The sequence below is a fragment of the Trinickia sp. genome (assembly GCF_051953955.1).
Classification (GTDB): domain Bacteria; phylum Pseudomonadota; class Gammaproteobacteria; order Burkholderiales; family Burkholderiaceae; genus Trinickia.
Map to the genome: position 1 here is coordinate 1 of NZ_JBQCIF010000099.1, position 4,717 is coordinate 4,717.

Below are 4,717 nucleotides of genomic sequence, written 5' to 3' on the forward strand. Positions count from 1 at the left end.
GCATCGCTGCCTATCCCATCGCTTGATTGACGATGCCGAATACGCCATATGTCGGGTCGGGGTCGCCGCGGTACCACCCGGTACGGTGATTGCGCACCATCTTCACGACGGTGTCGGTGTGCGCCAGGCCGAGTGCGCTGAGCCAGTCGCTGAGGCCGGCGTCTCCCGGTACGTCGATGCGCATGAATTCGCCAGCCCGATGCCCGAACCAGTGGGTGATCAGTGATTTCGCGCGCCATGCGTCGGGCGAACGCGCTGCCACGACCGGGCCGATTGCGTACCCCCGGCCGAAGCGGCGACACAGCGAAAATCCCAGCAGCTCGCCGTCGCGCTCGAGCACGACGCCCTGCGCGGCGTCGAGCAGCGCTGGGATAGCCTGCCGGCGATCGAGGCCACTCGCGCGCGAGGCGAGTTCGATGACCCTGGGCACGTCGGCGGCTGTGAGGACGCGCAGCCGCTCCGCGGCGGGCGGCGTAACGGCCGGGATGCCTGCGACGATGCCCTGATGCTGACCGACCGTGCCGCACATTTCGAAGCCGAGTCTTTCATAGAGCGGCTTCCCAGCCGGTGTGGCATGCAGGTACGTGACCCGGTCGCCGAGCGCCTCGAGCACCCGTTCCATCAGCTCGCGGCCGATACCGCGCCCCTGTTGCGCAGGAGACACGATCACGAGGCCGAGCGTGCCGCTATCCGCGCCGCACTTCCAGTAAAGTGCCGTGCCGATCACTTCACCGTTATCCTGCGCGACGAACCCATCGCCGGCATCGAACATCAATTGCCAATCTTCTGCTCGATGCGGCCATCCGGCGGCAAGTGACAGCCGATGCGCGGCGGCGATATCGGTGCGATCGAAAGGGCGGTAGGCGGGGGCCTCGTTGATGACAGGTGGTTCGTACATGAAAGCTCCTCTGGCGCAACGGTCGGCCCCGGGGGCAACGTCGCGAACCGGCTCAGGTGATGTTGTTCGGCGTCGGCCGCGCCGCCGCACGTTCAGCGAAATATGGCATTATTCAATATAATGATCAATAGATTCCCGTCGTTCATTGCTGTGACGACCGCCTGCGCTGCCTCGGGCGGGGTGAGCCCGCGAGCGAATTCGCGTGCGGGGATGGGAAATGACGTATTCAACTGTTTCGAGAGAGGTGTGCATGAAGCCGGCACAGGTGAGGAAGAAGGGCGTGACTGAACAGCATCATTCGGATGTCGGTGCTCGTCTCCGGGCTCTGCGCATCGAGCAGGGCTTGTCCGTCAACGAGCTCGCGATGCGGGCCGGCGTGTCGTCCGGCACGGTGAGTCAGGTCGAGCGCAACAAGGCGAACCCGTCGGTGCGCATTCTCGAGCGTTTGAGGCAGGCGTTGTCGGTGCCGCTTACCGCGCTGCTCGAGGAGGACGATGCGATATCGGACCCGGTGGTCGGTGATTTCGTGCGCAAGGCGGCTGAGCGGCCCGTGTTCGACGTCGGCAACCACGGCATGCAAAAAGAGCTGCTCTCGCCGCATGGGGAGCATGATCTGAAAATGATGATCATCATGCTGCCAGCGGGTGCCGGCTCGGATGAAGTGCTCGTCGGCGTCGGCGAGAAGGCGGGGCTCGTGCTCGAGGGTGCGGTCGTGCTGAATGTCGGTGATCGGCGCGCCGTGCTGCGGGCTGGCGACAGCTTCCAATTCAAGAGCACGGTGCCGCACAGCGTGCGCAACGAGAGTGGTGAGACGGCACGCCTGTTGTGGGTCATGAACACCCAGCCGCCGGTCGTCCATCTGTGAGTGCCAAATTTATTTTTGGCCACTGGCAATTCACTGGATGTTCATTATAATGAACAGAAATCGATGCTTGTTCATTGGGGGAGATGCGATGGACAAGCCCTGCAACCCGCGGCGACGGACTGGGTGACCCTCTACGTCGGCGCGTTACTCTAGGTGTTGAGGCCAGGTAGAGCATGTCCATTCCGCCACTCGATTTTGATCCGTCGACTGTCTCGTTGCCGCAGGGGCATTTCATCGGCGGCAAGCACTATTTGACCGACGAGCCGCAGATTGCCGTTTATCGCCCGTCCGATGGCCGCTTGCTCGGCTATGTCGCCGATGCTGGCGAAAACACGATCGATCATGCGGTGAGCAGCGCGGTGCGCGCGTTGAAGACGAGCGGCTGGGCGACGCGGTCGCCGCGCGAGCGAGCGAAAGTGCTGACCCGTTGGGCGGATTTGATCGACCGCAACGCAGTGAGTCTCGCGCAGTTGGAGGCGGTTGGCTCGACGCGGCCGGTAGCAGAGGCGTATGCGTCGGACGTGCCGTTTACCGCGGAAGCGATCCGCTTTTTTGCGGAGCTCGCCGACAAGCTGGGCGGTGATTTCGCGGCGACGCGCCACGATAGCGTGGGATTCGTGGCATCGGAACCCTATGGCGTGATCGGTGCGATTACTCCGTGGAATTTCCCGCTGTCGATGTGCTCGTGGAAGTGCGGGCCTGCACTCGCCGCCGGGAATGCGGTCGTGCTGAAGCCCTCGGAGATGACGCCGTTCTCGACGATGCGGCTCGCGGAGCTCGCGATCGAAGCCGGCATGCCGCCCGGCATCTTCAATGTCGTGAACGGCCGAGGCGCGACGGCGGGAGCCGCCATTACCCGTCACCCCGACATTTCGAAGGTCAGTTTCACAGGCTCGACCCGTACCGGTGCAGCCATCATGAGCGACGCGGCGCTGCATGGAACGAAGCCGGTCACGCTCGAGCTGGGCGGGAAAAGCCCGCAGCTCGTGTTCGAACAGGTGCCGGATTTGGCGCACACGGCGCGTTGCATCGCGCGAGGGTTTACCAGCAACGGTGGGCAGGTGTGCGTCGCGGGTACCCGGCTCATCGCGCACAAGCGCATCGTCGAGCCGTTGCTGGAAGCGGTGCAGCGTCATTTGGCGGAGATCGCCCCCGGGCCGCTATGGCGAAGCACGACGAGCTATTCGCCGATCATCAATCGGGACCAAGCAGAGCGGATCGCGTTCCTCGTCGACGAAAGCCGCGCGAGCGGCGCGGAGTTGATCTTCGGCGGAGGTTGCTTCGAAGGCACGGACGGCGGCTATTTCCATCGGCCCACGCTGCTCGCGAACGTGACCGAATCGACGCCCGCCGTGCGGCAGGAATTGTTCGGGCCGGTGCTGACCGTTCAGGCCTTCGAGGATGAAGACGAGGGGATCGCACTCGCCGCTCATCCTACCTATGGATTGTGTGCGGGCGTCCATACGCGCGACATCGGGCAGGCAATGCGGGCGATGCGGCGCATTGCGGCGGGGACCGTCTGGATCAATCGCTACGGCCGCAGCGGCGACATGATCATTCCCACCGGGGGATTCAAGCAGTCGGGCATCGGCAAGGATCTCGGGCGCCAAGCTCTGGAAGCCAACATGCGATACAAGAGCGTGTTGATCGATTTCGATCGGATGTGACGATGCGTATGGCAGTTGGCCGATATTGCATGAATGCCATTGCTCGTTGCTTTACACCGGAGTGTGAAGGAGGTCGAACGTCTCGCTTGCACGCGTTTGCCGTACTCGTCTGAAAAACTCTTCTTAAGGATAGGCCATGTTCCACCATACGTTTCAAAGTGCTTCGGGGAAGCACGCCGGTTTTTTTCAACGCATCCTCGCTGTGGCGGCCGTTGCGGTCGCAGCAGCGTGCGGAGCTGGTCAAGCGTGCGCAGCCCCGATGACGATTTCCGCAGGGACCACGCCGTCCAGCGTGCCTAATGCGTTTCTGGATATCAAAACGAATCAAATCGCAGGCGTGATGCCCGACGTGATCCGTGAAATCGGAAAGCGTGAAGGGTTCGACGTATCGTTCGACGTCATCCCTTTCTCCGCGTTGATTCAGTCCGTTGTCTCCGAGAAGATCAACCTGATCGTTGCGGGCATGTCCCCCACACCGAAGCGCGAAGAAGTGATCGACTTCTCGCAGCCCGTGGCGTTTTTTGGAAAAGGGATCATCGTCAACGCTTCGGATAAGCACACTTATCGCACGATCCAAGACTTGAAGGGCACCGTCGTCGGAGCGGGCGCGGGTGAGGAAACCTCGGATGAACTGGTGAAGCTCGGCATCTTCAAGGAAGTCAAGCTGTACAACACGGCTGCGGACATGGCGCGCGATGTCGAACTGGGCCGCATCACGGCGGCGTTCAACGACTATCCGATATGGAAGGCTCAGGAAGCGGCCGGCACGCTGCACGGCTGTCGTGTCGCCGATGGTTTCACTCCGCTGCGCAAGGTGCCGATTGCATTCGGCGTGAAGAAGGGCAATGACGCGCTGCTTTCGAAGATCAACGACGGGCTCGCCAAGATCAAAGCTGACGGAACGCTGGATAAGATTCTGAAGAAATGGAATTTCGTGGATTGAGGTACGCCTACGTGCGCGTGGGTGATCGATTGTAGGAGAGGCACATAGTGATGCGTATTCTCGACGGGGTTTTTGCCGCGGATGGCAAGGCCCGAGAGATGCGCATGAGTATGGCCCATGGGTAAGGAGACGGCCGGTTTGCCCGATTGTCCAAGTGCCGCCATCGAGAGCAACCGTCCTCGATGGCGGCACCGGCGATCGGTGCCGGCCATGCAGTGCAACGATTATTAGAAAGGCGAATCATGCGTTGGAGCGACATCGTCGAGTTCGTCCCGATCCTGCTCGAAGGGGCCGGGATGACCGTGTTCATCACCATTAGCTGCTTGATTCTCAGCACCGCGCTC

At 61.9% G+C, this 4,717-nt stretch carries 4 protein-coding genes; 3 read left to right on the forward strand and 1 reads right to left on the reverse strand.

Going from position 1 to position 4,717, the window contains the following annotated elements:
* Positions 1–10: 10 nt before the first annotated feature.
* Entirely contained in the window at positions 11–898 is an 888-nt protein-coding gene (locus ACTHNZ_RS19290; RefSeq protein ID WP_440544169.1) for a GNAT family N-acetyltransferase, read from the reverse strand.
* 250 nt (positions 899–1,148) lie between these two features.
* On the opposite strand from ACTHNZ_RS19290, the gene ACTHNZ_RS19295 reads away from it, so the two are divergent.
* From ACTHNZ_RS19295 to ACTHNZ_RS19305, 3 genes are all read left to right on the forward strand, one after another.
* The gene (locus ACTHNZ_RS19295) at positions 1,149–1,763 is read left to right on the forward strand and encodes a cupin domain-containing protein (RefSeq protein WP_440544170.1); all 615 of its coding nucleotides are present in this window, start codon (positions 1,149–1,151) and stop codon (positions 1,761–1,763) included.
* Positions 1,764–1,936: 173 nt separating this feature from the next.
* Entirely contained in the window at positions 1,937–3,430 is a 1,494-nt protein-coding gene (locus tag ACTHNZ_RS19300; protein WP_440544171.1) for an aldehyde dehydrogenase family protein, read from the forward strand.
* A 136-nt stretch (positions 3,431–3,566) separates the two neighbouring features.
* The gene (locus ACTHNZ_RS19305) at positions 3,567–4,373 is read left to right on the forward strand and encodes an ABC transporter substrate-binding protein (RefSeq protein WP_440544173.1); all 807 of its coding nucleotides are present in this window, start codon (positions 3,567–3,569) and stop codon (positions 4,371–4,373) included.
* Positions 4,374–4,717 lie beyond the last annotated feature (344 nt).

Bases quoted from the DNA above. Each gene is read 5' to 3' on its own strand.
- ACTHNZ_RS19290 (WP_440544169.1), bottom strand. From the start codon at position 898: ATGTACGAACCACCTGTCATCAACGAGGCCCCCGCCTACCGCCCTTTC.
- ACTHNZ_RS19295 (WP_440544170.1), top strand. From the start codon at position 1,149: ATGAAGCCGGCACAGGTGAGGAAGAAGGGCGTGACTGAACAGCATCAT.
- ACTHNZ_RS19300 (WP_440544171.1), top strand. From the start codon at position 1,937: ATGTCCATTCCGCCACTCGATTTTGATCCGTCGACTGTCTCGTTGCCG.
- ACTHNZ_RS19305 (WP_440544173.1), top strand. From the start codon at position 3,567: ATGTTCCACCATACGTTTCAAAGTGCTTCGGGGAAGCACGCCGGTTTT.